Annotated in this window: 24 protein-coding genes and 2 tRNA genes; 10 read left to right on the top strand and 16 right to left on the bottom strand. The window is 59.9% G+C overall.

All coding sequences use genetic code 11. The features are described from left to right. Positions 1-20: 20 nt before the first annotated feature. Complete coding sequence (locus tag PKKP23_RS18435; protein WP_126877945.1) at positions 21-335, bottom strand: hypothetical protein; 315 nt, start codon at positions 333-335, stop codon at positions 21-23. 1,495 nt (positions 336-1,830) lie between these two features. Here PKKP23_RS18435 and PKKP23_RS18430 point away from each other — a divergent pair. Beyond that, positions 1,831-2,877 (top strand): bifunctional DNA primase/polymerase, encoded by a 1,047-nt coding sequence (locus PKKP23_RS18430; protein ID WP_240659056.1) that lies wholly within the window; start codon positions 1,831-1,833, stop codon positions 2,875-2,877. Positions 2,878-3,047: 170 nt separating this feature from the next. Here PKKP23_RS18430 and PKKP23_RS18420 read toward each other — a convergent pair whose 3' ends face one another. Both PKKP23_RS18420 and PKKP23_RS18415 read right to left on the bottom strand, forming a co-directional pair. Beyond that, positions 3,048-3,779, bottom strand: a complete 732-nt coding sequence (locus tag PKKP23_RS18420) for a hypothetical protein (protein ID WP_126877944.1) — start codon at positions 3,777-3,779, stop codon at positions 3,048-3,050. Between the two features lie 17 nt (positions 3,780-3,796). After that, positions 3,797-4,177, bottom strand: coding sequence for a hypothetical protein (locus tag PKKP23_RS18415; protein WP_126877943.1), 381 nt, complete (start codon positions 4,175-4,177; stop codon positions 3,797-3,799). A 162-nt stretch (positions 4,178-4,339) separates the two neighbouring features. On the opposite strand from PKKP23_RS18415, the gene PKKP23_RS18410 reads away from it, so the two are divergent. Next, the gene (locus PKKP23_RS18410; RefSeq protein ID WP_085517517.1) at positions 4,340-4,585 is read left to right on the top strand and encodes a helix-turn-helix domain-containing protein; all 246 of its coding nucleotides are present in this window, start codon (positions 4,340-4,342) and stop codon (positions 4,583-4,585) included. 1 nt (position 4,586) lies between these two features. On the opposite strand, the gene PKKP23_RS18405 is transcribed toward PKKP23_RS18410, so the two are convergent. The 4 genes from PKKP23_RS18405 to PKKP23_RS33765 all read right to left on the bottom strand — a co-directional run bounded on the left by PKKP23_RS18405 (position 4,587) and on the right by PKKP23_RS33765 (position 9,774). Then, positions 4,587-4,964 (bottom strand): hypothetical protein, encoded by a 378-nt coding sequence (locus PKKP23_RS18405; RefSeq protein ID WP_126877942.1) that lies wholly within the window; start codon positions 4,962-4,964, stop codon positions 4,587-4,589. 274 nt (positions 4,965-5,238) lie between these two features. Beyond that, the gene (locus PKKP23_RS18395; RefSeq protein ID WP_126877940.1) at positions 5,239-5,454 is read right to left on the bottom strand and encodes a hypothetical protein; all 216 of its coding nucleotides are present in this window, start codon (positions 5,452-5,454) and stop codon (positions 5,239-5,241) included. 218 nt (positions 5,455-5,672) lie between these two features. Continuing rightward, on the bottom strand, positions 5,673-6,755 hold the full coding sequence (locus PKKP23_RS18390; RefSeq protein ID WP_126877939.1) for a DUF3800 domain-containing protein: 1,083 nt from the start codon (positions 6,753-6,755) through the stop codon (positions 5,673-5,675). 121 nt (positions 6,756-6,876) lie between these two features. Continuing rightward, positions 6,877-9,774, bottom strand: coding sequence for a DEAD/DEAH box helicase (locus tag PKKP23_RS33765; protein WP_161978117.1), 2,898 nt, complete (start codon positions 9,772-9,774; stop codon positions 6,877-6,879). Between the two features lie 420 nt (positions 9,775-10,194). Between PKKP23_RS33765 and PKKP23_RS18380 the strand changes: the two genes are divergently transcribed. Both PKKP23_RS18380 and PKKP23_RS18375 read left to right on the top strand, forming a co-directional pair. Then, positions 10,195-10,269: transfer RNA gene (locus PKKP23_RS18380), tRNA-Gly, on the top strand. Positions 10,270-10,524: 255 nt separating this feature from the next. Further along, on the top strand, positions 10,525-10,749 hold the full coding sequence (locus PKKP23_RS18375) for a hypothetical protein (RefSeq protein ID WP_017774457.1): 225 nt from the start codon (positions 10,525-10,527) through the stop codon (positions 10,747-10,749). A 34-nt stretch (positions 10,750-10,783) separates the two neighbouring features. Here PKKP23_RS18375 and PKKP23_RS18370 read toward each other — a convergent pair whose 3' ends face one another. Continuing rightward, complete coding sequence (locus tag PKKP23_RS18370; protein WP_017774456.1) at positions 10,784-11,425, bottom strand: HD domain-containing protein; 642 nt, start codon at positions 11,423-11,425, stop codon at positions 10,784-10,786. A 224-nt stretch (positions 11,426-11,649) separates the two neighbouring features. Between PKKP23_RS18370 and PKKP23_RS33760 the strand changes: the two genes are divergently transcribed. The 4 genes from PKKP23_RS33760 to trmB all read left to right on the top strand — a co-directional run bounded on the left by PKKP23_RS33760 (position 11,650) and on the right by trmB (position 15,040). After that, positions 11,650-11,793 carry a hypothetical protein gene (locus PKKP23_RS33760; RefSeq protein ID WP_161978115.1) on the top strand — a complete coding sequence of 48 codons (144 nt, stop codon included), beginning with the start codon at positions 11,650-11,652 and terminating at the stop codon, positions 11,791-11,793. A gap of 33 nt (positions 11,794-11,826) precedes the next feature. Then, positions 11,827-12,834: a GlxA family transcriptional regulator gene (locus PKKP23_RS18365; protein WP_126877938.1), complete on the top strand. Its 1,008-nt coding sequence runs from the start codon at positions 11,827-11,829 to the stop codon at positions 12,832-12,834. 241 nt (positions 12,835-13,075) lie between these two features. Then, positions 13,076-13,726: a hypothetical protein gene (locus PKKP23_RS18360; RefSeq protein ID WP_017774454.1), complete on the top strand. Its 651-nt coding sequence runs from the start codon at positions 13,076-13,078 to the stop codon at positions 13,724-13,726. 528 nt (positions 13,727-14,254) lie between these two features. Continuing rightward, on the top strand, positions 14,255-15,040 hold the full coding sequence (gene trmB, locus PKKP23_RS18355; protein WP_126877937.1) for a tRNA (guanosine(46)-N7)-methyltransferase TrmB: 786 nt from the start codon (positions 14,255-14,257) through the stop codon (positions 15,038-15,040). Positions 15,041-15,086: 46 nt separating this feature from the next. Here trmB and PKKP23_RS18350 read toward each other — a convergent pair whose 3' ends face one another. From PKKP23_RS18350 to PKKP23_RS18340, 3 genes are all read right to left on the bottom strand, one after another. Next, positions 15,087-15,983 carry an undecaprenyl-diphosphate phosphatase gene (locus PKKP23_RS18350; protein ID WP_017774452.1) on the bottom strand — a complete coding sequence of 299 codons (897 nt, stop codon included), beginning with the start codon at positions 15,981-15,983 and terminating at the stop codon, positions 15,087-15,089. 71 nt (positions 15,984-16,054) lie between these two features. After that, complete coding sequence (locus tag PKKP23_RS18345; RefSeq protein ID WP_420873237.1) at positions 16,055-16,672, bottom strand: DUF1439 domain-containing protein; 618 nt, start codon at positions 16,670-16,672, stop codon at positions 16,055-16,057. Between the two features lie 61 nt (positions 16,673-16,733). Further along, positions 16,734-17,057, bottom strand: coding sequence for a YkgJ family cysteine cluster protein (locus PKKP23_RS18340; RefSeq protein WP_240659058.1), 324 nt, complete (start codon positions 17,055-17,057; stop codon positions 16,734-16,736). 253 nt (positions 17,058-17,310) lie between these two features. Between PKKP23_RS18340 and hemN the strand changes: the two genes are divergently transcribed. Continuing rightward, a complete protein-coding gene (gene hemN / locus PKKP23_RS18335; protein WP_126877936.1) occupies positions 17,311-18,696 on the top strand; it encodes an oxygen-independent coproporphyrinogen III oxidase in 1,386 nt (461 codons plus the stop codon). A gap of 90 nt (positions 18,697-18,786) precedes the next feature. Further along, a tRNA-Leu gene (locus PKKP23_RS18330) sits at positions 18,787-18,871 on the top strand. A gap of 94 nt (positions 18,872-18,965) precedes the next feature. Here the strand turns inward: PKKP23_RS18330 and PKKP23_RS18325 are convergent. The 5 genes from PKKP23_RS18325 to PKKP23_RS18305 all read right to left on the bottom strand — a co-directional run bounded on the left by PKKP23_RS18325 (position 18,966) and on the right by PKKP23_RS18305 (position 23,447). After that, positions 18,966-19,721: a response regulator transcription factor gene (locus PKKP23_RS18325; RefSeq protein WP_161978114.1), complete on the bottom strand. Its 756-nt coding sequence runs from the start codon at positions 19,719-19,721 to the stop codon at positions 18,966-18,968. A gap of 329 nt (positions 19,722-20,050) precedes the next feature. Next, entirely contained in the window at positions 20,051-21,958 is a 1,908-nt protein-coding gene (locus PKKP23_RS18320; protein WP_126877934.1) for an OmpA family protein, read from the bottom strand. 278 nt (positions 21,959-22,236) lie between these two features. Then, positions 22,237-22,434 carry a ribbon-helix-helix protein, CopG family gene (locus PKKP23_RS18315; protein WP_017774447.1) on the bottom strand — a complete coding sequence of 66 codons (198 nt, stop codon included), beginning with the start codon at positions 22,432-22,434 and terminating at the stop codon, positions 22,237-22,239. A 130-nt stretch (positions 22,435-22,564) separates the two neighbouring features. Further along, the gene (locus PKKP23_RS18310; protein ID WP_017774446.1) at positions 22,565-22,858 is read right to left on the bottom strand and encodes an HPr family phosphocarrier protein; all 294 of its coding nucleotides are present in this window, start codon (positions 22,856-22,858) and stop codon (positions 22,565-22,567) included. Positions 22,859-22,949: 91 nt separating this feature from the next. Further along, entirely contained in the window at positions 22,950-23,447 is a 498-nt protein-coding gene (locus PKKP23_RS18305) for a hypothetical protein (protein ID WP_126877933.1), read from the bottom strand. Positions 23,448-23,666: the final 219 nt, after the last annotated feature.

The raw sequence follows: 23,666 nt of genomic DNA, 5'->3' as shown, positions 1-23,666 counted from the left end.
TACCCCTAATTTGCCAGCGCTCACTTCTTACCCTGCGGCTCGTGCTTGTCCTTAATCATCTGATAGTAGGTGCTCGCGCCGGCCTTCGTCAGTTTCACCTCGGCGACGAACTTTTCGATGATGTCCTTCCGGGTCACATCCTTGACGGTCCGCATCCGCTTGTAGATTTCGGTCGCCAGTTCCATCTTCGTCGGCGCGGCCGCCGTCGCCTGTGTCGCCTTCGCTGCGATATTGTTCCCCGTCGAGTTCAAGGCCGCGCCCTCCTTCTGGTCAACAACAACCGGCTTGCCGGCTTTCTCGTCCTTACCGATTGCACCTTGCTTCTGATCGACCATGATCGCACTCCGTTCGTTGAAAGTGCGGCCAGGGTCCGGCAGATCGACCTTCGGGGCAACGGCGACGAGCAATCACGACCGACACGACAGCTACCAGCATGAAATCCGATGAGGAACAGTGACAGTTTTCACGTCACCCTCGTCCGCATCTCTCCTATCCCCTTGATCTGTCGGGGATTTCCACATCAGATCATCAGCTTTCTAGGATTCTGCCGCAGGACCTTCCCGCTCGCCCCCTCGTATTCCAGCGTCGCCGACCGCCCCCGCGTTGCGGGGATGAAATTTCTTCACATCCAACAGAAGGGAACGGCTTTTTAAACAATTAAACAATTCTTCCTGTTTTTAGAAAATTTGTATAGGAGGAGAGAGAAATGGAGAAATTTTTGAAAAATGAAGAAATCGTTGAATTGTTTAGGATGTGTTGTGCTCGCGCGCACGGGTGAGAGGGCGAGGAGAAGGACGCCGAGCGACCGAGGGAGCCGGCCCGCCGGACGTCTCCCAATGACCAATATACGACAGGCTCCCCCCGAAAATTTGCACCTACCCGTCATGGAATCGAATCGTCAAAAATAGGGGTTTTCACTAGATTGACGTAAGAAAGCAACGAAACTACACCAGCGAATAAGGGTTTTCCCTAGCAACACATGTGAGGGAATTGTGCCTCCAATCTCGAGGGGATGTCTCGACCGAAAACATGCATCGTCGACCGTCAAAACGGTCCGACAAGGCCTGTTACAAATGACGTAACCCCTCCACCCCTTCCCCCTTTTTTTGTAACACCCTTCTAGCTCGCGCATTCGATTTTTCGGCTCCCGCCAGTTCGTGCTCCGCGCCGGAAAAGACAAAAGCTACTCATCTTGCGCCGCGCTTTCCGCCTCCGTACAGTCCAGTCCATCGAATTTTTCTGCACACCTCCTCGGCGACGAAGAACGTGCGGCGAGGTGCTCCCTCGCATTTGATTTCGATCCAGCGACGTTCACGGTGAACAGCTTGGCCTTCCACTTCACAGGGAAATATTATGCATACCGAATTTAATGACGCGACACGCTCCCTCCACCTGTTTCTTGAAGAGGGGCTTCTTCAATGGTCCGGCCCTGATAATTGGGTCCTTGACTTGCCCCCCGAGTACCCCGTTTGGCCGGTTACCGCTGTTGACGGCCAGCAGCCCCTGTCCAGCCTTCGGATCGGAGATTACATCCACTGCCCCATGCACCCGATCGGGCACAGTCCGCTCCGCATTATCGGGATGAACGGAAAACCGTATGGCTTCGTCTGCGAGGAGTGCAACGCCATCTACACAACAACGGACCTCGCTCTGCCAATGGACTCTGTACCGGTCGGCTCCGAGGAGATGGTGTATGCCTGACACCTGCGGACCTCGTAACCACGACTTGACATGCCCGATTACGGGCGAATAACACTCAAAATCTGCTAACCCGCTACCGGGAGATGGTGCATACACTACCTCTCGGTCATCTATTATGCATTCCTAAGCATGAATACGGATCCAATCAAAAAATACTCCGCCCTCGCAGCCGAAGGCCTCGCCCCGCTCCCTATCCGCCTGAACGATAAGGTTCCTGCTACGCAGCACGGATTCAAGGATGCGAACATGGACCCCGACAAGCATCGCGCATGGGCGAATGAATGCCCCGACTACAACGTCGCCTACGCGACAGGACCGGCGTCCGGTTACGTGCTCGTTGTCGATGTCGATGTGAAGAATGGGGATGCAACCGGCCTCAAATCGATCAGTCGTCTGGAGAAAGAACACGGCGCACTCCCTCCTACTCGCAAGGTGTTCACACCGTCAGGTGGGTATCACCTCATCTACCGGTATCCGGAGAACCTGAAGGTGCCGAGCAGGATCAACTTCCTGCCTCGCGTCGATGTGAAGGCGGAGGGCGGTTACTGTCTCGCTCCACCGTCAGCCATCAACGGAGAGCCCTATTTCTTCGAGGAGCCCGTACTGCCCATTTCCCGTGCCCCTGCGTGGCTGCTTGAACTGCTCTGCTCGACGCAGGGCACGAAGACGCGCAAACGGAAATCCGCCAAATCGAAATCTGCGATCATCGGTAACCGCAACGAGTCCGTCGCATTCGAGGGGTTCTCCCTGCTCAATGCAGGTCTGAACCCTGACCTGCTGGAAGAGGAACTGCTGGAGTACAACGCCGCCAATTGCGACCCGCCGCTGTCGGAGTCGGAGGTATCCCAGATTGCCGCAAACGTGGCGAACTCGCACCAGAAGAACAACGACAGCGTCTCGCGCGCAACCGACCTCGGTAATGCGAAACGGATGTCGGAACGGTATAGCGACACGCTCCGTTACGTCTCTGAGATGAAGCGTTGGCTCGAAAAATCCCCGTCCGGTGCATGGCGTTTCATCGATGAACTTCGCGTGCTGCTGCTCGCCCGCGAAATCATTCCGATGATCGACGTGCCAGAACTCGGGAACCGAGAGTCTGCCGTTCTCGATGGTCGCTCGCACCATGACTTCGATACAGAACTTGCCGTCATAACGCATCCCCATGCGGCCGAGTAATGCCGCCTGACCGTCTCTCGACTTTGCGATCAGATAGCCGCCTTCTTCGGCAACGGGTATCCATAGCCGATCGAGCGAATCGACCGACATAACGCCGATCCGCTCCGACACCTCCGGCCATACCTTTCCCTCGAACAGCTTTCCGAACTTCATGTCCGCCTCGATCTCGGTCACTTCGATCGGCTGAAGTACGATGCCCGAGGACACTCTTCGATTTTTCTCCAGAGGTCGGCCTTCTCCGCCTCCCATTTCTCGATCAATTTCCGTCGCTTCTCTTCGGGCAGTTCGTCCCAAGCTGGATGATTGCTTGGGTGTTGCATTTTATGCATGTACCACTGTTTCGACAGCGCTCGGGAAGGCGCTTCCTCGTGTTCAAACTGAGCGATTCGCTCACGATTGACTCGATTCGGTGCTATCCAGTCGCCCGCTTCATCTACGTGGCCGAACACGCGCAACCAGCTCAATGCAAACGAGCATAGGAACACGATGAAGACGCCGAAGAACGTCGGCATCAGGAGAGCCATCGGGTCATCGCCGAACACACCGCTCTGGCCGGAAGCACCATACCAAATCGCAGCCGGCAGGCCCATGATTGTGTCGAAGTAGGCGGTGAACCGCGCCTGAGCCTGAAAGCTAAACGGGAGGAAAAGGATGTCTTGGAAGATGTGGTAATAGACCACTACGGTCCCGTACAGCAGGCACCAGTTGAACAGGATTTCGTTACGCCAATAGCGCCGTTCGTGCTTGTCCGTGGCAGCACGTTTTCTGCGATACGCGACGTACAAACCGCGCACCGCTACGATAGGGAGCAGCACCATTACTGCTACCCAATACATTGCTACGAACGCTCGCCATAGGCGATCGATCATCGCGAATAAGCCGTTCTTCGAATCGTGCGACATACTGGCCTCGCCTTTTGTCAGTAGATCACGTTGTAGCCGAAGTTCGTCAGATAATATGTACGTCGATCCGCGCCGGGTTCGAGATACCCGTCTTTGCACAACGAGTCGATGGCCGAATAGAGATTCTTCTTGTCCTTAGGATTCAACCAGTCCTGGATATCGACTTCCCAGAAATCTTCGGTCAGACGCTCTGCCGTTTCGATCTTCCGCCACTTGATATGGTCGAGGATCTTTTTCTTGGTCGATTCATAGGGATCTGCGACAGGAGTTGCGGCAATGGTCGCCTCAATACCCTTCAACTGCGGCTTCATTTCGGCAAGAACCTTCCGCAGCACAGCTTCCAGCTGACGAGCTTCGTCCGGCCCCGCTCCTGTAAGACTGATTTCCAGCTTGATCATTCCCGTCACCCCGTTTGGCTTTCTGTAATTTTCCGGCGACCATTGATGGCATGGCGACATGCCGCCACCCCAAATTGTCACTCATAGTGCGTGTCACTATAGAGAGTGGCTTCATAAAGGTCAAATCCATACCCTCCACCGGATGTTCATGGACATCCAACGATGGATTACGACCCGCTCGAATTGTTCGGAAAACGGCTGGTGGAACTGCGGAAGGCGAAAGGCTGGTCGCAGGAAAAACTCGCCCTCGAATCGGGCTTGGCGCGGTCGTATGTCGGCGGGATCGAGCGCGGCCAACGGAATATCGCGCTATACAATATCTGCGTCCTAGCCGAAACCTTGAACGTGGCACCGAGCGACATGCTGGCGTTCGAGGTCGAGCCAGTGAAGGCGACGCGGCGCAAGTGATCTAATCGCCCACGTAGTCCGCCGTGTAGCGTCGGCACTCCGACGACAACCGATAGATGCAAGGAAGCAGTTCCCCGAGTTCGACCTGAAGACGGCCAATGGCGACAGCATGCGCGGCATTGACGTTCCCTTCCGCGATCTGGTTCGCCGTGTGTGCGTACAGCAAACCGATCGAAGCCAGTCCCTCCTGCACGATCTGAAGCACCAGTTCTGCCGATTCCGCGAGGTCAACTAGCACGGCTGGATCAGTTTCGGAGTAGTCTGGTTCGCCGGACAGTGTCGTGGGAACTCGCGCCAACCCCGTAATCAAGTCGCGCAGCGGACGGCGGATCAGGTCCGGCATCGCCATTTCAGGCGCGATGCGATGCTTGCCTCTCATGCTCAATACTCGCTCGGAAACAGCAGCGTTGTCATGTGCCGATCTGCCTCAGTGATGATCCAGACGTACTTGTCCGCAATGTCGTAGTTCGACAAGATGCGCGTTCCATGCACGACGGCACGGTGATTGGCCCGTGCGTCCTCGGCAGGCACCCTGCCCCAATCGCCGTGAGCGTGACGGTCTAGGTACAGAAAAGCGGAGATGCGGTGGCGTTCAAGATGGGCCGCTACGCCGCGCGTCGCAACAACTTGGCCGAGTGGGAATAGCGGCCGGCTCATGAGCGACCGCCCGAGTAGATGCCCCACGCTGACTCGATCAGCGATGCAGAAACATCGCCGATCTCGAATCCCGGCACGTCTTCTAGCAGTGCCAGCAGATGGTTCGTGAACTCGGCCCGCGAGAAATCATTACCGAAGCAGTCCTGGATGGATTCGACCAGCGCCTGTATCTGTTCACTGGTCAAATCGTTGGGATATTGAATGTCGTCCATGTGACGACTATCCGGGCAAACGTCCGGCCAAGACAACAAGATATGCCCGGCTCGGATTAGCAAACTCCATCAACCGAATTTGACAGACGAAGTCAATTCACATCCCGGCCCCGCGCATCTGTCGCCGCGATCATACTAATACGACGCGTGCATCGCTGACCGTGACGCATTCAACGCTCGCCGTGGAAGTTGCGAAGGCTCACATAGCGCCGTCCGCCTTACTCGGTTCGTGTGGTCCGTTGCGACAAATAGTCGATAACGCCATCCACCGGATTGATGCCTCCCACCTCCTCGGTGCCAAGCGCTTCAGGTGTGACGTCAGTCGTTGGAATCACCGCGTCAAATACCCAGTCCAGTCTTCGCAATTCACGGGTAGCGATGGCCAAGTCATCAAGTTCACCAACCAAATTGCATTTGTTGAAGTGATTGATAAGTCCCGCGCACAGATCGGCAACCTGAAGTTGCGGGTGCTCCCTTGAATCGGCTTGCGACAGCGACGTTGCTCGCAACGGAAAGCGAAACTTGCGTCGATCGTAACCCACCAGCACCGACTCCTCATGGGAGAGGGCCATCATGTTGGTAAACGTTGCTTGGGAAGCGAGAATTGGTTTAGACGAGTCGTGAACAACCTCGAATCTTTCGTCTTTCCTTGCCCCCCAGGTGGCAATGTGGCCAAATAACGCAGGAATCGCCGGGTCGAGAGCCTGCGGGGTAATTTCCTCGCTGAACCACAGCGAGAACAGTCGAGGCTCGGTAAAATACATGAGATCCTCTTTAAACTTTTCGTTCGTCGAAGCCTCCACCATCGCTTTTCCAGCATCATAAAACGCGGATATCTGCGCTTCTTCTCTTTGACGGACAAGTTCGACGAAGGACTGCAGGAATCGATCAGTATTCTCTTCGCGACAGAAAACAGGCATGCAATAGTGCAGCATGTTCGACATGGCGATGTTTGCGCCGCGCTCGTAGAGGTCTCCCCCTATCCGATGAACGAGTGTTTCTGCAATTAGGTCGACCATTTTCGTAACGATCATGAATCGCTTGTCGAACACGTCGGCAACGACACGATTTTCGTTGAGTCGGGGATCAGAAAGAAAGCGGATGAGCTTTGCAACCCCGGCACCTGATTTCTTGAGTGCCGTGAACTTCGGCTCTGCCCCCTGCGGCGACTTAACATGCTCTAGTAGCGCCACCGCCTCATCTCTCGAAAAATCGTTAGACGCGAGAACGAAGAACGGTTGATCCCTGTCGAGCAGGTTCGCGCCCGAATTTCCAGCTTCATCGCAGTAGATTGTCGGCATGTTCGGATTTAGGTCGCCCTATCTTATGTAGTACCGGAAGACCGGCTGATCGAATTCCGCACCAGCTTGACAGCAAGCTACCGCTATTCCAGCGAGCACACGTGCGCCCCGCGATATGGTTCTACGGATAAGTTCTGAACGGAAGATCATCGGCTTTCGCTTGGCCAGGTGTAGCAAGCCACTGCCATAGCTGAGCCTGCGTAAGGTTGCCCTCGCACACCCGAAGAAGCGCCTCGCCTAGGTCATGACTTTCGACCACACTCAATCTGCCGCACGCGTTGATCACACTCGGCACACTAGGATCCACACCAGGATGGCAGAGCGTTACGCAAAATATCTCTTTGTATCCGTGAACCTCTGACGCGGCCAAGACTTCGACTGCCGAGTTGTAGTCAACCAGCTTATCATTAACTTTCGACTTCAATTCGAGAATGAGAGGCGGAGAATCCGAGAGCTCCAGAAGATAGTCAGGAGCGCCCGTCACGGCCCTATCGTCAAGGCGTTGAAATTTGATATTAAGCAACTGCATAGCCTTTTCAAACGCCGCTTCAAAGTCAGTACCTCGGGAGGTATAGTAAGTTTCGACATGTTGTGCATGGGGGCAATGCTTTGCACGCGTAGCGTGTCGCTCTGCTGTTCGCCGACGCTGCTCTTGCTTCCATTGTCGCGAAGCATCGCGCAACCAGTTCGCCTTCGTGTGCGGAGTTGGCTTTATGGCGTCGAATACCGCTAGCCTAACTTGGTCGGCCTCGGGCGTTCCCTGCATTATTTGATCTAAAGAGGTGAAGCCGTGACGTCTGAGCGCCAGTATCTCTCCCCGCGTTAATCTGAACGCGGCGTCGCGGTTATTCAACCAGGTCATCCACAACACGTCGTCCGGCAACCCTTCTGCCACTCTGAGTGACAATCGGCGAAAATATCGCGGTAGCTTCCTAAGGTTCGCGAGTTGGTTATTGGGAATCGTGAGATACGGTGGCCGCAATGCATTTGGCGTTCGGGCGTCTGTGACAGCCTCGACAATGGAGGCGACACCGCTCAACACCCAGCATACGTTCCGAAACATGTCGCGCAGACTACCGGCACGAAGCGCGTCTAGCGAATTTTCTATGTCCCGGAGTTCAGCGCCGTTAATCCAGTCCACTGTAATCTTGGCGGCGTTGACCGGCGCTGGATCGGCTTGCCATACGGGCTCCATAAGTTCTTTGCTGAACGCGTCCGCATCTATCAAGTACGGTTCTTCAAGCTGATATGGCAAGTGTCTCGTGCGTGTCTCGCGTGGCCCGCCCTTGAATTCCGGGGAACTAAAACACGCCGAGGTGACGAGAAAGGCGAGCTTGTCAGTGTCAGGCGTTCGCTGACTGCCAGGCAGGTACTCTGGAAGAGTATCCGCCTGATGCGCCAGATGACGCATGAGCGCTACCCCGGTCTCCGGTAACAATCCCGAGTGAGCGACGGCTTTTCCAAACGGCGTCGCAACAAGTCGTCCAGAGGTCGCTTCGATCAGCAACACTTCCTGCTTTAGATAGTCGATCGATTCTCCTAGGCGCGACGACCACGTAGAAAACGCAGCGGTGTTCCTGTCTTCCTCTCTGAGCCCGCTCCACGTGGATTTGACGAGCACATCGACCTCCGCCCTCGACTTGCACAATCCCGACGCAACCAGCTGAAGTGCAAGCTGATCAAATCCACCAGGGCCTATCCGAGACTGAAGAGGGGGCAAACTGCCAAGGTCCAGATATTGCCTAGAAGCACGAATCTGTTGATCACTCGAAGCCAAGAAAATCACTCGACCGTGGTCATGGTCGAACCCCATTCTGCCAACACGCCCAGCCATGTTATGAAACTCGGCAGCAGAGATAGGCTCGCGCCCCCGCAGCTCGTTATTCCATCGCTCCCAGAAAATGATCGCAGCACCCAACGGAAAATTAACGCCGGCCGCCAATGTTGTCGTGGCGAAGACGACGTCAAGCTGTCCGCTCAGCAGGTGTTGCTCGATAATAGTGCGCTCTTCCTCGGTCAGATCTGAGCTGTGAACAGCAAACCGATGCGGCAAGTACTGCGCCAACAATGCATTCGCTGTAGTAACAGGAAGCTGATCAAAGGCAAGCGACAATTGGCCTGCAATCGGTTTGGTTATCGACTTGAAATACGCTGCAGCGAAATCATAGGTTTGCTTGCGGCTCGTACAGAAAACGATGATCGGGCGGACTGCCGGCTCTTGCCGTAGAAGCACCGCTAAGACATCCAGAGGATTGAGGCTGCTCGATCCCGTCGCTGTCGACTGCACGATCGTTTCGGGGGAGTTAGTCTCCACCGAAAATATCCCCTGATTGGTCCAGCATTCATATCTCAAGTGCTTTTCACGATGGTCCGCTGAAACCAACTTCACTCCGAGCCAATGAGCGAGATCTCGCGCATCATTCGCCTGAAGCACAGCGGAAAGCCCGACGAACTGCCGCCACCCGGCGTTCTTAAGCAACGTGAGCAACACTTCGACGTTCTGCCCACGATGCTCGTCACCGATGAGTTGGATTTCGTCGCAAACAACAACCGTGGAGCTCATATCAGACGGCACACCATTCGCTGATAATAACGCGAGATATTTCTCGTACGTTGCGACGAGCAGAGGCGCGTCGAGAGGATTCTTGGGTACGCTGCCGTCGGCTGTTTCAACGTAGTCACCCGTTGCAATTACCAACGACGTAAGATCGCCGTCCAGATGACTCTCGATCAACTGTTCTCGAAAATCTTCGAACTTCTGCCTTGCTAAAGCACGATGCGTCAGCAGGTACACCGTTCGGCAGTTGTTCTCCAATCCATGCGCGATGGCCCAAAGCGCGACCTGCGTCTTCCCGGTAGACGTTGGAGAAACGATCAATACGCTTTCACCGCGGCCGACCCCGGCATCGAGCGCAGCAAATTGAACGTCTGTAAGGGAATATTCAGTGCCGTCACGAAAGACAAGCGATTCGACAGATTCCACCGACAACCCGTGGTTTGCCGGAAGCTCGAACTTCATAATGGTCTCTCTTGTGGTTTTTCCTGAAGTCTGTCTGCTAGTGACATCGCTTCGGGTGTCTTTGCCGGATTCGATTGTCTGTGCTTGGTCGAATGCCGTTTAGTTATAGTCTAACCAATCACGACGCGCAATTTTTAGTACTTCGTGACCGGTTGGCCAAGAGAGTCCACACGACGGCTCGCCGGCAAGCGCGCTACCGGCTAGTTGCTCCCTGGCCCGGGCGGAATCGCCCCGGCTATTTGCGGATTCCATCAGTCGAGCAAATTGCGTTGACGGACCGTTTTGGGCCGATCCTTGACGATTGGCAACCATTCTCGGCGATGCCACCGCTCCATCAAGCAGCCACGCCAGTTTCGCTGCCACCGGCCAAAACGCCCCGCTTGCCATCCCCACCCAAACCCCTGTAGAATTGCGCGTTCTGCGGGCGTCGTATAATGGCCATTACCTCAGCTTCCCAAGCTGGAGACGTGGGTTCGATTCCCATCGCCCGCTCCACCAGGCACCACAGGCCTTGCTGGTAGCCACACCGGCCAGCACCTCTCCCGGCAGCAGCGGTATCCGCGCTCCCAACTGCCAAACTCCGATTCCGATCAAATCAGGCAATCGCCGAACGACGGCGCCTCGGGCGTTCGCCACACCACGTGCGTCGTGACGCGGCACATCCTGCCCAGCTGGGAATTTCCACGCGGCTCAATTGTCTGTGTACGGTTAATATCCGTTTTCCCCGTATTCGTTCGCGTGGCTGCACAGATGGAACGCTTCTTCATGTCGCGCTCGCGTGCAATTTCCCTGCTCGTCGAGACCCGCCAATCGATGCTCGCCGAGGCCGACCATTCGTCGTCGACCACGGAGGCTCAGCGCATGCGCGCGGCGGTCAATCAGATCGACCGCCTGCTGCTCGACGTGCGCGCCGGCCGCACGCGCGAATTCGAACTCGGCAGTCCCACGCCGATGCGCGTCATCGTATCGCTGTAAGCGCAGGCCGCGCCGACGGCCCGTCCAGGGCGTCTCAATCCTTCCAGGCCGAGCCGAGAATGATCGAGCAGAAGTTTTCGCGGTGATAGTGCGGGTCCTTGAGCGCCAGCACGTCTGCCTTTACGTTGCCGAACGTGGTTTCCGGCTTGTGCATCGTTCCGCACGCGAACGCGTGGATGATCCCCTCCTTGAACCCCAGCCCGCGCGGATGCGCATGCGTCACCTCGTGGCGCTGCTCGTCCGTGAAGTCGTGGTACGCGAGCCCGAGCACGTCCATCTCCACTCCCGCCGTCACGAGCGCGACCACCGGCCGCTTGTGCTTCGGGATGCCCGGCGTGGTGTGCAGCGCGATGGCATCCCAGACGTCGTCGATATCCGCGGCGCCGATACCGTGGCGGCGCAAAAAATCGCGCGCCGCGTTGGCGCCGTCCACCTCGAAGCGTTCGTCTTTGCTGCTGTAGGGTTCGACAAGCCCCATGTCGTGAAACATCGCGCCGATGTAGAGCAGTTCGGGATCGTAGGCGAGCCCTTTGCGCTCGCCCGTCAGCGCGCCGAACAGAAACACGCGGCGCGAGTGATGAAAGAGCAGATCCGTTTCCGTGTCGCGCACGAGTTCGGTCGCTTCGCGCGCCATCGCGCTGTCGGGAATCTTGATGCCGGCAATCGTCTGTGTCATATGGAACCTCGATGAGAATGAGCCCGCGCATGTCGTACGGATGACGCGGACAAGTTGTGACGGTGGCCTGACGTATCCAGCCACGTACGAAGGACGTAACGCCCCCTGCTCGATGTAGGCATGGGCGCAGGCGCCCGTGCGGGAATCGAGGCGCGTGCCGGCGCGTATCGACGCCAGTGGCTTTGCTATGCTCGTGCATCGTTGCCCGCCGGAAGCGAACTTCCATGCCACCGAGTATTGGTGTACGGGCCTCCTCGGGCAACGCCGGCGAACCGCCGGACACTGCCAAACGCACGTTGTCTTCTGCCGCACGCATCGCCGTGCGCGCCGCGATGGCGAGTGCCGATGCGCGCGTCGCGGCGAATTGAGCCGGCGCCATAGAACCCAAAGGACTCTTCCTCATGCGCACCGTCGCGATTGCGATCTTTCCAGGCGTGCAGGCGCTCGACGTCGCGGGCCCGGTCGACGTGCTCGGCGAGGCGAACGCGTTTCTCGCGCCCGAAGACCGCTACGACGTCATGCTGCTCGCCGATACCGCAGGCGCCGTCCGCGCCTCCAACGGCCTTACGCTTGCGCCTCACGACACGTTTGCGCGCGCGCCGCGCCGCTTCGATCTCGCGCTCGTGGCCGGCGGCCCGGCGCTGCCGCGAGGCGATGCACCGTCCGGCGTTACGGAATGGCTTTCCGGCGTCGCCGCGGGCTGCAACCGCTACGGCTCCATCTGCACAGGTGCATTTGCACTAGGCCGCGCCGGCCTGCTCGGAGGCCGCCATGTCACGACGCACTGGCAGCACGCGCAACAGTTGGCCGAGCAGTTTCCGCAAGCGCGCGTGGACTTCGATCGCATCTATCTGCGCGACGGGCCGCTCGTGACGTCCGCGGGCATTACGGCCGGCATCGACCTCACGCTTGCTCTGGTCGCCGAAGACCACGGTCCGCAGCTTGCGCTTGCCGTTGCGAAGCGGCTCGTGGTGTTCGCGCAGCGCCAGGGCGGCCAGTCGCAGTTCAGCCCCTACCTCACGGCCCCTGCCGACGACACATCGCCCGTCGCCAAGGTGCTGGCTCACGTGATGACGCACATCCGGGAATCGTTCACGGTGAGCGAACTCGCGCAAATTGCGGGCATGAGCGCCCGCCACTTCGCGCGCGTGTTCGTCCAGCAGACGAACATCACGCCGCACGAGTTCGTCGAGCGCGCGCGCATGGATTCGGCGCGCAAGCTGCTGGAGAGCACGGATGCCGCGTTGAAAACGATCGCCTACGACTGCGGATTCAGCACCTCGGACCGCATGCGGCTCGTCTTCATGCGGCGCATCGGCGCGACACCGATGCAATATCGCGAGCGATTCCGCGCCACACTGCAACGTGATGGCAATACCGAGGTTGCGCGCGAGAAACCACCGCGCTGACCGGCAAGTTCTACCTTGCGGCGGCACGAAAGCGGAGTTGCCACGACGCCTACGCCGGCTGGGGCCGAGCCCTAAATGTTTCGGACAACATCACAACACGCGGCTCGCCCAGGTGCCGCACAACTGCCGCGGAATTACGCCCTCAACGCCCCCCTTATCCACGCATTGCTTTACGGCGACTCTCTCTACAGTCTCGTTGCGTGGCACTGCATTGACCGCGCAATTCGTCTGGAGAAGTTCTTTGAAGATTCTGATCACGCTCGCGACTGTCGTACTCGGCGGCGCGCTCTGTGCCGGCCCTGTCGCGGCACAAGAAGTCTATCTGCAAGGCGGCACGCAAGGTGGCGGCGCCGGCCTCGCAGTCGGCGTCACCCACTGGCTCGGCCTGCATGCCGACGTCAACGGCTTCGCCTTCAGTCACTCGTTCAACGCAGGCGGCAACGAGTTCGACGGGCATCTGCGCATCCTGCATGGCGGCGGCTATCTGGACCTGTTCCCGTTCGCGAGCAGTTCGTTCCGTCTGACCGGTGGCTTGCTTCTGGATGCCGACCGGCTCCAAGGCAACGCAGTGCCGACCAACGGCACGTTCTCGTTCAACGGCAAGACCTACCCGGCGCTGCCCGGCGCCTACGCGAACACGACAGTGAAGTACCCGGTCGCGATGCCATACCTGGGCATCGGCTTCGGTCACAAGCCGACCGCCAAGGGCTTCGGGCTCGTGGCGGATGTGGGCGTCGCTTACGGACGGCCGCGCGTCGACTTCAGCGTCTCGCCCGACCTGCAGGCGCTCGCGGACGGCGACATCCAGCGGGAAGAGCAAAAGATTCGCGATTCGGTGCAGCGCTACCGCTTCTATCCGATCGTCCAGATCGGCGCGAGCTACCGCTTCTGAGATCGTTGTTTTCTGGCCGCCAGCAGACCCCGCGGCCCCCTTCCTGCCGACACATTCCAGGCGACCCTTGGTTCAAGGGCCGCCTGGCTGCGCTGCTATAATCCGCGCCTGCGAAACCAACGAACACGGCGCCACCGATATGGCGCGACAGTGTGGAATCGCGCAGAGATGGGTGACGAAGTACCGGCGCTCCTCGATGCGATCGGCGAGCGGGCTGATGGAAATCGGGCAACCGCTGCAAAAGCGGGCGATTCGCCATGTGGCATGAACCGCAGCAACGCGACGCATCCCGCAACTGCGATTTGGCGTACGCCTTGCGCGCTTTCCAGCCAGGCGACCTGCTGCGATCCGCTGCGTCAACTACGGTCGCGGCATCGCGCTTCGGTGCATCGCTCAACACGCCGCCTTTCGTCGTTGCTCCGTCCGCCGGTCTTTCGCTATCGCGCCCCACGGGCTCCCGCGGCCGAACGCGACGCCAGAATCCTGCCTCATACGCTCACCGCAGTCCCAGACACGCAGTCTCACACGATGATCCACGACCAGAACGACGCCGAACTGCCCGGCAACACGCCTGACGCAAACCTGTCCGCTGAAGCTCCGCAGCCTGATCCGTCCGCGGACGATGCAACCGGCGATGTGCTTCACCGCCGTCGCATCCGCAGCTTCGTGACGCGGGCTGGCCGTGTTTCGACGGGCCAGCGCCGCGCACTCGACGAACTGGGCCCGCGCTTTGTCGTGCCGTATGCGGCCGAGCATCCGGACTGGGACGTCGTCTTCGGACGCAAGGCGCCGCGCGTGCTGGAGATCGGTTTTGGGATGGGCAACAGCACAGCCGAAATCGCAGCGCATCGTCCCGGCGACGACTTTCTCGGCGTCGAGGTGCACGAGCCTGGCGTAGGCGCGCTGCTGAAGCTCATAGGGGAACACGAGCTGACGAACATCCGCATCGTGCAGCACGACGCGGTCGAAGTGCTGGAACACATGATCGCGCCCGGCAGCCTCGACGGCGTGCACATCTTTTTCCCCGATCCATGGCACAAGGCGCGCCATCACAAGCGCCGGCTGATTCAGCCGCCTTTTGTCGCCCTGCTCGCCTCACGCATGAAGCCGGGCGCCTACCTGCATTGCGCAACGGACTGGCAGAACTACGCCGAACAAATGCTGGAGGTGCTGAGCGCCGAGCCCACGCTCGAAAACACCGCGCCGGACTACGCGCCGCGCCCCGACTATCGGCCGGTGACGAAGTTCGAACGCCGCGGACTGCGGCTGGGTCATGGTGTGTGGGATCTGATTTTCAGGCGTCGCGCGGACTGACGGAACACACTGGCCGCGCACGCGTGGGGGCCACGCGACGTCCGCGTCATTCGCCCAGATCGAGGCCGCCGCTATAGCCGATCAGCAGGATCACGAGCCCGAAGCCGATGCGATACCACGCGAAAGCCGTGAAGTCATGCGCGGCGACGTAGCGCAACAACCACCGCACGCAGGCAAACGCGCTGACGAACGCAGCGGCAAAGCCGAGGGCAAACAGGCCGAGCGAATTCGCTGACAGCGCGTGCCAGCCTTTGTACAGCTCGTAGACCGTGGCGCCGAAGATGACCGGAATGGCGAGGAAAAACGAAAACTCCGTGGCGACGCGCCGGTCAAGTCCAAACAGCATGCCGCCGATAATCGTGGCGCCCGAGCGGGACATGCCCGGAATCAGTGCAGCGCATTGCGCGCAGCCTACCTTGAGTGCGTCTGTGGCCGTGAGTTCGTCCATAGACTGCACACGCGCCTCCGATTGAGCGATGACGCCGGCCGCAGCGCTGCCACCTGGCGCCGCGCCTGCAGCGGCCGCTACGGCCCGGCGTTCCCGCTGACGCGATTCCGCCCAGAGAATAATCACGCCGCCCGAAACGAGCGCAAAGGCCACCGATACGGGAGAAAAAAGCACGGCCTTGATGGCGTTCCCGAACAGCAGCCCCAGCACGATGGCCGGCAACGTGGCGATGACGACGTTCGCCGTGAAGCGCCGCGCATCCGGCTTCGACGCCAGTCCGGCGACCACATCCCCGATCTTGCGGCGGAACTCCCAGCACACCGCGAGGATGGCGCCCAGCTGGATCACCACGTCGAAGGTCTTGCCGTCGTCGTTATTGAAACCAAGCAGGCTACCCACGACGATGAGGTGCCCCGTGCTCGAAACGGGCAAGAACTCGGTCAAGCCTTCCACCAAACCCAAAATCAGTGCCTTGCAGGTCAGAATCCAATCCATCGGGCTCTCTCCAGAGTATTCGTGCCGGAGCCGCGATGGTTACGTGCGGCCCGCTTTCGGCCGCACGCGCGTCATTTCTCGACGATCTGCACGCGTATGCCGTTTGTAAGGATAGTGATTGTACCGGGTTCGTAGCTCACCCCGGCAAACTGAAGCTGCTCCGGCTTGAAGGTGTAGACCGGATAGTTGGTCAGTAGCTGGGTAGCCAGCACGCCAGCGGCCGCGTTGATCTGCTGCGTGTAAGCCGCGGCGTCGCCGTTCACCGCGACGTTGTCGACGCTCGGCTCATGCAGCACCACCGAACGGCTGGCCTCATCCCACGCGAGCTGGCTGGACAGCGTGAAGACGCCGTCAACCGGCTGCCGCAGAAACGGGCTCGCCAGATGCGCGTCGAGCCGCACGGAAACGCGGTTGGCGTCGGGCAGCAGCCCCACCACCGGATGACTGAGCGCCACGTCGAAGACCTGCGACACCGAATGCTCGTACGGGAACTTGCGCTGCACCGCGTCCTGCACCTGCTGCTGGGAGAACGTGTAGTGGTCGGGGATAAATGGAAAGATGCCCGTTGCACACGCCGTCACCGACAAGGTGGCGCCGGCGGCCACGCACATCCCGAGCAGAAAGGTGCGTCGGGAAATCGGTGGCCGACCACGCGGTGGCCGGCAAACCGGTGCAGCGGTTCGATTCATATGAAATCTCCTGTTTCCTGATGCTGGCGGCAGGCCATGCCTGCGCGCCGCGAGTTTGACGTTAGGGTCGAGTCTGCGCCTCGAGGTTCGCAAGCCACGTCAGGGCCGCGCCGCGCGATTCGCCGCACATTTCCACCTGAGGATTGAGGCCGGAGCAGCAGGCAGGCCGCTCCGGCGAGCCGAAGATCCGGCAGCGCATATCGTCCGAAAGCTGAATACACCGAACGCCCGCGGGCTTGCCGTGCGGCATGCCCGGAATGGGGGTCGTAATGGACGGCGCGATACAGCACGCGCCGCAGCCCGGGCGACACGCGTGGCCGGGCACATTGAAGGGGGAATCGGTACTCACCAACGGCTTTCCGGTTTGGAGAAAGTTGCAATACATCAAAATCCAGCCCGCTTTGCGGAAGTACATTGTGCCATCGACCACCCGTGCGACCGTTTGCACAGTGCGGTGGATCGCCACTCCCGTAGATCGACCAGACCCGAAGCCCGATGCGCAACCGCTCCGCCAATCACGACGATTCCATGCCGCTGCTGCCAGATCATCCTGGCTCGCTGCACGCGTTCGTGCCCCGGAATGAGATGCAGGAGCGCCAAAGCGCTCTATCGTGCGAGGCATCAGCCGGAAAGCTCCCATGACCGCAGCCGACACCCTCTTTCACCCCGAACTGCTTGCGAAGTACAGCGCGAACGGTCCGCGGTATACGTCCTATCCGACGGCGCTCCAGTTCCGCGACGACTTCGACATCGCCGACTACACCCGCGCGGCGGCTGATCCCGGCGCCAGCGACACGGATCTCTCGCTCTACTTCCACATTCCGTTCTGCGACACGGTGTGCTTCTACTGCGGCTGCAACAAGGTCATCACGAAGAACCGCGCAAGAGCCAGGCCGTATCTGGAGCGGGTCAAGCGTGAAATGGCGCTGCAAGCCGCGCTCTTCGATACCTCGCGTCCGGTGTCGCAGCTGCATTGGGGCGGCGGCACGCCCACCTTCCTTTCGCACGACGAAATGGCCGAGCTGATGGCCGCGACGCGCGAGCACTTCACGCTGCGCCCCGACGCCGAGGGCGAGTACTCGATCGAGATCGACCCACGCGAAGCGAACGCGAAAACCATCGTGCAGCTACGCACACTCGGCTTCAACCGGATCAGCCTTGGCGTACAGGACTTCGATCCGCTGGTGCAGCAAGCGGTCAACCGCATCCAGCCGCTCGAGCTCACGACGAACGTCATCCGTGCGGCACGGGCCACGGGTTTCCACTCGATCAGCGTCGACTTGATCTACGGGTTGCCTCACCAGACGGTCGACAGCTTCAGCCGCACGCTGGACACAATGCTCTCCCTCGCGCCCGATCGTCTCTCGGTGTTCGGTTACGCGCACATGCCTCACCTTTTCAAGATGCAGCGCCAGATCGACGCGTCTGCACTGCCGTCGCCCCAGGAACGGCTTGCGCTGCTGCGACTCGTGGTCGAACGGCTGACCGCGGCGGGCTACGTCTACATTGGCATGGACCATTTCGCGCTGCCCACCGACGAGCTTGCACTCGCCCAGGCGCAGCGCACGCTGCATCGCAATTTCCAGGGCTATAGCACGCGAGCGGACTGCGATCTGATAGCCTTCGGCGCCTCGGCAATCGGCAAAGTGGGCGATGTGTACGCGCAGAACGCAAAGGACTTGCCGGCCTACTCGGCGGCCATCGATGCAGGGCACCTCGCGATCACACGCGGCATCCGCCTCACTACGGACGACCGGCTGCGCCGCGACATCATCACGCAGCTCATGTGCAACCTCGAATTGCGCTTCGACGAGTTCGAGGCGGCGTACGGCATTCGCTTCGGCAACGCATTTGCACAGGAACTCGAGCGCCTGCGCGAATTCGAGCGCGATGGCCTCGTTTCGATTGGCGGCAACCGCCTGGACGTGCTGCCCGCCGGCCGTATGCTGGTGCGCAACGTCGCCATGGTGTTCGACCGCTATCTCGGCACGCAGCGTATGGAGCGGTTCTCGCGGACAGTCTGAGCCTGTGGGCATCATCTTGCCCGGCAAACAGATTTGCGACATAATCCACGTTTCGCCACGCGCGGTTGCCGTGCGTGCGCCTCCACACAAGCCCAGGTGGTGAAACAGGTAGACGCAGGGGACTCAAAATCCCCCGCCGCAAGGCGTGCCGGTTCGAGTCCGGCCCTGGGCACCAAAAAATGTTGTTCGGCTCTCCGGCCCAGTCGGGCAAAAGCGCGTTTAATGGCGGCTCCGCGCCGCAGCACATAGATCAAGCGCTGACGGAAAGCTCAAACCCCTGCCACTACTTGCAGCCCAATGCTTTTTGTCATCGGGGATCGTGAGGGCTGATCCCAAATGCATCTTTCGAGACAATACCCCTGGCTGTACACCGTACGCAGGCGAAATCCGGATTCGCGTCCGATACGCAGTTTCCTTCTCACGCGATAGACATACGTATCCAATCCTCGCGAGAAAAAGTTCATATCGCTTCCCCAGAGCAATCTGATCAGCGTATGACGCGGCATGATTCGATCGATATTGCGAAATAGCAGCGAGGCGAGTTCGAATTCCTTCGGTGAGGTATCAATGAGCTCGCCATGGACTGCGATGGTGCCGTTACGCAAATCGAACGAATAACATCCAAATTCGATGCGTGAACTGTGCGACTGTGCCGCGTGTGAATCGACCCTGCGCATCAACGCCTCCACACGCGCCACCAGTTCCTCGCGCCTAAGCGGTTTGATCATGTATTCGTCGGCGCCCGCCTCGAACGCGGCAACCACTTCCTCCTCCGCTGTACGATTGGTCGCGAACAGCACGGGCATCCACACCCCCATGCGCGCGCGAACCCAGCCCAACACCTCGATGCCAGCGAACGGCCCGCTCGACCAGTCCAGTATCAGCAGATCCGCGGTCGAATTTTCCAGGTATCGGATGAGTTGCCTGCCGTCGTTAAAGTGATGGACATCGTAGCCGCGCGATAGCAGTGCGTCCTGGATGAGCGCGGCATCCAGAAAATTTCTCTCAAGAACAAGAATTTTCATTCCGCGAATATCTCCAAGAATTGGCCGAATGGCCATTAACAATTCAGTATGAGAATGAAATTCTCGTCACCGCTTAATCTGACTTTAATGGTCGCATCATCAATGGTGAAAATATTTGAACTTTTCTGTACAGGAAGATGGCCTCGCCTGACCCGAGGCAATCGCACGTGTATCGAGAAATTACTCGAAATGGGCACAAAAAAAGGCCCACCTCGAAGGTGAGCCATGGATGGTACTTCCGCGGTAATCGCCCTCGAACCAGGAATACGCTGGCCGGTATGGCATTTCGTTTTACCTGAAGCTAACTCGCAAGCGTTACTCGCGCTATTTCATCGCCCGTCCGCCGCAAAAACGATGCGGCGGTTCGCAAATCGCCCGCCGGCCGTCAGATTGCTCGCGACGGGTTGCGCGCGGCCGTAGCCCGTCGCTGTCAGTTGATCAGCAGGCGCACCGGCACTCACGAGAAAATCGCGCACGGCCTGGGCTCTCTTCTGTGACAGCTGGAGGTTCGCGTCGGCATTTCCGGCGTTGTCCGAAAACGCCGATATGGTTAATCGAACGGGATGGCCGCCATCCGCGCAAGCCTTCATCAACTGCGCGGCCTCGGTCAGCGATTCCTTTGCCGACGCTGGCACATGCCCGCTCGAACTCGCGAATCCGATCACCTGCAGGTTGAGAACGCCGGCCATGTCTGGCGCGACGCAGCGGCGGTCGGTCTCGACGATGTGGGCCATGGCGCGCAGGTAAGCATCGGTGGCCGAGGTGGTGGCCTCGTCCGCGTTGAAGACCGCAATGTTGTAGGTGGGACCAAGTTGTCGCTGCAAACGCGAGCGCCAGTCCGATGCGTTCGCAGCGAGAGCGCCGGCGAGCTCGATCCGTGTTCCCTCGATCCGCAATGCGGCCCCCGGAACAGTCATGGGCGCCAGCAGATCGTCGAGGTGGCCAAGCCAGCCCGCGGACGCCACATGCGCGTCGAGCCTCACGTCGACATGGACGCGCCCCGCGGCGGCGTTGCGGCCCAGAGCGTCGAGAAGCTTCTCCTTCTCCGTTTCGTCCTTCAGAACGGCCTCAAGCATCGGAACACCAGCGCGACTCGCGCCGAATGCGAGTTGCGCCTTGGGCACAGTATCGTGCTCGAGCGGGTGCGGCTCACCGGAACGCAGCGCAGACACAAGGGGGATGCTCCCCGCTACCGCGGAAGCGCCAACGGGCGCACTTGCCGTTGCAGGCACGACCGACACGGATGCGGCCGCAGTGGATGCAGCCGCCGAGCCGCCCGCGACGGCCTGGCTGGCGACCGCCGGGCCAGCGACCGCTGCCGGCCTGCTGGCGGCGACCGTACTCGCTGCCGTAACCGCGCCCACAGAAGTCGTTCCGCCCGACCCGGTCGCGGCAACAGACCGGGAACTGGCCGCCGCAGCAGCCGGCTTCGCACCGTCCGCCCCGCCTGCGGGGTGCAGACGGCTCCACGTGAAAACCCCGCCCAGTACGATGGCAAGCAAGGCGAAAAGAAGCCATGCCCATCTGCCCGCCTTCCCGGCTTCGATCGGCGCAACGTCAGATGAAGAACGCGCTGCGGCAGCCGTTGGCGAAACAGCTACCGGCTGCCTCGGCGCAGCAACTTCCGGCGCAGCGGTCACGGCACGGGTGGCGGCACCCAGCCGGGAAGCAATCGAACGCTGGAACTCGCTGGCATCGGCGAAGCCCATGGCCTGCGCGACGGTATCGGAGATACGACCTGAGACGGCCGCCAACTGTGCGCGAAGCATCGCGGGCAACGCTGACTCGTGGGCCTGTTCGAGCAGCAGATGGTGCTTGAGCACGCCGAACAACACGGCCGCCACCATGCCGGTCAACACGTGCGTGGCCTGCGAGGGAAGCCCGGTCTGCGCCGCCACCTGATCGCCCAGCACGGCAACGCGCCGGCCGGTAGCGTGGGTGAGCAGCGCGTCGCCGGCTGTCTCCAGGTCTTTGATGCCGGCGGTCGCGGCCGTGAGCTGCACCAGCTCTTCGGCGATATGTGGATTCGCTTCCTTCGATCGGGTTGCCTCGAAAATCGCGGCGTTACCTTCGGCCGAGATCGCCGCCGCCATCAACGAGGCCACGAGGACAGGCGCGGCACAGCCCACCATGTGTTCGAGAATCTCAGGCGACAGACCGATCTGCGTGGATAGCTGCTTCCTGACCGGCTCGGAAAACGTGTGATTGGTCGACTGTACTAGATCGATCTGCTTCAATGCGAACCCCTGCTCAGGAACAAGCGGACTGCCCGATCTGCCGTTTTCCCGACGGCAGACAGGCTGACAAACCGCTTGCACCTTAGCAGTGGAACGATGGCCAGACTGTCAAGGTTTGTTACGGTACGCCGGTGCGATAGACCCAACGCAAGGGCAATGGATGCGCGCACGGCGGAGTGCAGGACGGCTCCTGCAAGGAAGCCGTGACGAGAACGCGTCTACGGCCGGATCGGAAGATAGAGGGAAAGGAAAAGCACCGCGCGGAGGTGCTCAGGGACTCAGGCGGACTTGCGGCGCGGACGCGCTCCGAGCGTGCTGCGCGTGCGATACGTCACACCGTGCTGCTCGAGGTAGTCGCGGATCAACTGGCGCACGACCTGCGACGGCGTAAGGTCCTGCGCCGCGCACAGCTTTTCGAACGCCTCCTTTTTCACGGGATCGATCAGAACAGTCAGTCGGGCGCTTTTTGTTTCCATGGCAGACGGAGGAAGAATTTGACGTATGTTAATCAAATTATAATACACGCCGCTCGCCGGGCAACGTCGGCTGCGAAGGCAAGAGACAGCGAGACAGAGCAGCACGCCCCGTTCATCGCTCGTCCGCGCGTCAACACGTTTGTCGATACACGTCGGCTGCGGCGCGCTGCGGGCCAAGCACTTCGCAAACAGCCTGGACTGCCGCCGCCTCGTCTGGGCCTGTCGCAACAATGCGGACTTCTGTGCCGGGCCTCACCCGCAGCGACATGACCGACATCGCGTCTTTGCCGTTGACGAAACGGCCATTCGCAAAGCAGACAATCTCGCTCACGAAGCCAGAGGCAATGCAGGCCACCGTCGTCGGCTCATATCCTGGCCGCCCCCAACGACGATCCACCTCAACCCACCCTTCCATCACCACCATTCCTCATAGATAAGTCAGCGCAAACCGATCCCTTACGCCGGTGCGAGGCACTTGCGAATTCGCCGCGGCAATCCGCCATCACACCTCAGCCTCAAACCGCTCCATTGCCACTGGCACCGGCAAAAAAGGCGAGCAGTTGCGCATCCCAGCTGTCGTCGGTCAGCGTCACGTGCGCCGCCTTGGTCTGTTGCAACTCGCGATCCAGCTGCACGACATGCAGCGATCTCGGCTCCACGGGCTCCAGGAAGAACTTGCCGCTTGCGTCCAGAAACAGGACGGGCTTCGCCCGATAGCGCGCCGCACGAACAGACGTTGCATCGAAAACGTGCCGCGCCGATTCTTTGGGATAAACGAACGCGACATTGACGCCTTGCGCCTCAAGTCCGCCGCACGCGCCGGCAAAGCGGTAGAGCATCTGGAAGCCCCGTTCGGCGGCACGGCCCATGCCCACGACGATGAGCCCATGCTCGCCCGTCAGATCGCGGACGAACCTCGGTGTGTAGTCGAGCGAGATAAGCGGCGCGGACGCCTCGATTGCCTTGCCGCCGATAAGCGCCTGCGGATTGGCGGCATCCGGCTCGTCCGGCATGCAGTGAGGTTCAGGAAAGCCAGGACCGGCTTGTGACTGCGACATAACTGCTCCTCACCGTAACGCGACACATCGAATGTGCATGAAATTAGCATAGCGCGAGGCCGTGCACCATGAATCGCGCAACGGACATAACGTCGCAGGTCAACCTGGCCGTTCGGCCTCACGGCCGGCCTTGTGGAATCTCACCGGCAAAGCTGCTAGCATGCTAACAGCATT

Source organism: Paraburkholderia kururiensis JCM 10599 = LMG 19447, assembly GCF_003986935.1.
Classification (GTDB): domain Bacteria; phylum Pseudomonadota; class Gammaproteobacteria; order Burkholderiales; family Burkholderiaceae; genus Paraburkholderia; species Paraburkholderia kururiensis.
This window is presented reverse-complemented; position numbering and strand designations above follow the sequence as displayed.

Bases quoted from the DNA above. Each gene is read 5' to 3' on its own strand.
- PKKP23_RS18435 (WP_126877945.1), bottom strand. From the start codon at position 335: ATGGTCGATCAGAAGCAAGGTGCAATCGGTAAGGACGAGAAAGCCGGC.
- PKKP23_RS18430 (WP_240659056.1), top strand. From the start codon at position 1,831: ATGAATACGGATCCAATCAAAAAATACTCCGCCCTCGCAGCCGAAGGC.
- PKKP23_RS18420 (WP_126877944.1), bottom strand. From the start codon at position 3,779: ATGTCGCACGATTCGAAGAACGGCTTATTCGCGATGATCGATCGCCTA.
- PKKP23_RS18415 (WP_126877943.1), bottom strand. From the start codon at position 4,177: ATGATCAAGCTGGAAATCAGTCTTACAGGAGCGGGGCCGGACGAAGCT.
- PKKP23_RS18410 (WP_085517517.1), top strand. From the start codon at position 4,340: ATGGATTACGACCCGCTCGAATTGTTCGGAAAACGGCTGGTGGAACTG.
- PKKP23_RS18405 (WP_126877942.1), bottom strand. From the start codon at position 4,964: ATGAGAGGCAAGCATCGCATCGCGCCTGAAATGGCGATGCCGGACCTG.
- PKKP23_RS18395 (WP_126877940.1), bottom strand. From the start codon at position 5,454: ATGGACGACATTCAATATCCCAACGATTTGACCAGTGAACAGATACAG.
- PKKP23_RS18390 (WP_126877939.1), bottom strand. From the start codon at position 6,755: ATGCCGACAATCTACTGCGATGAAGCTGGAAATTCGGGCGCGAACCTG.
- PKKP23_RS33765 (WP_161978117.1), bottom strand. From the start codon at position 9,774: ATGAAGTTCGAGCTTCCGGCAAACCACGGGTTGTCGGTGGAATCTGTC.
- PKKP23_RS18375 (WP_017774457.1), top strand. From the start codon at position 10,525: ATGGAACGCTTCTTCATGTCGCGCTCGCGTGCAATTTCCCTGCTCGTC.
- PKKP23_RS18370 (WP_017774456.1), bottom strand. From the start codon at position 11,425: ATGACACAGACGATTGCCGGCATCAAGATTCCCGACAGCGCGATGGCG.
- PKKP23_RS33760 (WP_161978115.1), top strand. From the start codon at position 11,650: ATGCCACCGAGTATTGGTGTACGGGCCTCCTCGGGCAACGCCGGCGAA.
- PKKP23_RS18365 (WP_126877938.1), top strand. From the start codon at position 11,827: ATGCGCACCGTCGCGATTGCGATCTTTCCAGGCGTGCAGGCGCTCGAC.
- trmB (WP_126877937.1), top strand. From the start codon at position 14,255: ATGATCCACGACCAGAACGACGCCGAACTGCCCGGCAACACGCCTGAC.
- PKKP23_RS18350 (WP_017774452.1), bottom strand. From the start codon at position 15,983: ATGGATTGGATTCTGACCTGCAAGGCACTGATTTTGGGTTTGGTGGAA.
- PKKP23_RS18345 (WP_420873237.1), bottom strand. From the start codon at position 16,672: ATGAATCGAACCGCTGCACCGGTTTGCCGGCCACCGCGTGGTCGGCCA.
- PKKP23_RS18340 (WP_240659058.1), bottom strand. From the start codon at position 17,057: ATGTATTGCAACTTTCTCCAAACCGGAAAGCCGTTGGTGAGTACCGAT.
- hemN (WP_126877936.1), top strand. From the start codon at position 17,311: ATGACCGCAGCCGACACCCTCTTTCACCCCGAACTGCTTGCGAAGTAC.
- PKKP23_RS18325 (WP_161978114.1), bottom strand. From the start codon at position 19,721: ATGAAAATTCTTGTTCTTGAGAGAAATTTTCTGGATGCCGCGCTCATC.
- PKKP23_RS18315 (WP_017774447.1), bottom strand. From the start codon at position 22,434: ATGGAAACAAAAAGCGCCCGACTGACTGTTCTGATCGATCCCGTGAAA.
- PKKP23_RS18310 (WP_017774446.1), bottom strand. From the start codon at position 22,858: ATGGTGGTGATGGAAGGGTGGGTTGAGGTGGATCGTCGTTGGGGGCGG.
- PKKP23_RS18305 (WP_126877933.1), bottom strand. From the start codon at position 23,447: ATGCCGGACGAGCCGGATGCCGCCAATCCGCAGGCGCTTATCGGCGGC.